This window comes from Microbacterium testaceum (genome assembly GCF_001476285.1).
Taxonomy (GTDB): Bacteria; Actinomycetota; Actinomycetes; order Actinomycetales; family Microbacteriaceae; genus Microbacterium; species Microbacterium testaceum_B.
The window spans coordinates 1-1,362 of the sequence record NZ_LDRU01000144.1 but is presented as its reverse complement, the minus strand read 5'-3'; the positions used below and the strand labels follow the sequence as shown (position 1 = coordinate 1,362).

General features: G+C 69.9%; 1 protein-coding gene and 1 pseudogene. One reads left to right on the top strand and one right to left on the bottom strand.

Annotated features, from left to right (window positions below; genetic code table 11):
* Nucleotides 1-221 (bottom strand): annotated as a pseudogene (locus tag NS283_RS17965) (zinc-binding alcohol dehydrogenase); the annotation flags it as partial.
* A gap of 261 nt (nt 222-482) precedes the next feature.
* Here NS283_RS17965 and NS283_RS17960 point away from each other — a divergent pair.
* The gene (locus NS283_RS17960; RefSeq protein WP_241492286.1) at nt 483-1,331 is read left to right on the top strand and encodes an endonuclease domain-containing protein; all 849 of its coding nucleotides are present in this window, start codon (nt 483-485) and stop codon (nt 1,329-1,331) included.
* Nucleotides 1,332-1,362: the final 31 nt, after the last annotated feature.

Sequence of the window (1,362 nt, the reverse complement as noted above, 5' to 3'; positions counted from 1 at the left end):
GCCTGGCGCTCCACCGTCAACGCCCAGTAGGCGCGACACTGTCTCTCGAGCTCCGACTGCGCGGCATCCGTGCGCGTCGTCTCCGCGGCCGCCGGCACGTGCCGCAGGGAGGGCAGGTCTTCGGGAGACCGGATGCCGAGCACCTGGCGTAGATACAGCGCGACGAGCACCGGCGACCCCGCGTCCTCTCGGATCACCCACTCGGGCTGGCCTGCCGTCATGGCGTCATTGTAGGGACGGGCTCACCCGGGGGCGATGGGCCTTGCGCGGGTGCCGCGGGGCGCGGGGCGGAGCGAGGGGAGGGCAGGGGACAAGCGGAGGATCGCGGCGCCGGATTCTTCCTCCCTCTGTCCCTCCCCCTCCGCTCGTCACGACCGGGTGCCCGCGTCGACTCCTCCTGCACACCAGCCGTTCTGCCAGAACCGTCCCCACCGGCCTCGAACGGTGTCATTCCGGCGTCCGGTATCGGCGACGCTGTGCCCATGCCGTCTCGCCTCATGGATGCCGTCGAGTTCGTTCGTCGAAGCGGGGGAGTCGTGCGTGGCGCGCGCCTGAAAGAAGAGGGTCTGTCCTGGCGTGCCGTCGCCGAAGCCGTCGATGGGGGTCATCTCCTGCGGATCCGGCGGTCGTGGCTCGCCCTCCCGGATGCCGATCCGACGCTTCGCGCCGCCGCGCGAGCGGGGGTGATCGTCTCCTGCCTCAGCGCCGCGGAGCACAGAGGACTGTGGGTGGCCAGGGGGCGCGGAATGCACGTCGCCGCAGCGCCGCATGCCGGTCGGATCGACGTCGCCGCGGGGACGCGCGTGCATCGATCGCGTCCCGCCGTGCCACGGCATCCCGATGCCCTCGTCGACGCACTCGAGAACGTGCTGGTCCTCGTCGCCACGTGCATCCCGCGAGAAGAGGCGTTCGTCGTCTGGGAGTCGGCCTTGAACAAGCACCTCGTCTCGCGCGAGGCGCTGACGCGCCTCGACCTGCCGGGCCGTGCTCGGTCGATCCTGGAAGAGGTCCAGCCTTTCGCCGACTCGGGCCTCGAGACGATCATCGTGGTCCGCTTGCGGTGGCTCGGACTTCGGCTCCTGCCCCAGGCCTTCCTCCACGGGCATCGTGTCGACCTCCTGATCGGAGAACGACTGGTCCTCCAGATCGACGGAGCGCATCATGTAGGCGCGCAGCGCGCGGAGGACATTCGTCACGATGCTGTTCTGACCCTGAACGGATACCACGTGATCCGCGTCGGATACCACCAGGTCATGGACGACTGGCCGAGCGTTCAGTACCTCATCACGCGCGCGGTCGCGCAGGGTCTTCACCTCGTGCGGCGCCGGTGACAGAGGCCGGTGGCAGGGGGAGGGCGAGGGA

Excerpts from the sequence above, each read along its gene's own strand:
- NS283_RS17960 (WP_241492286.1), top strand. The coding sequence starts at position 483 with ATGCCGTCTCGCCTCATGGATGCCGTCGAGTTCGTTCGTCGAAGCGGG.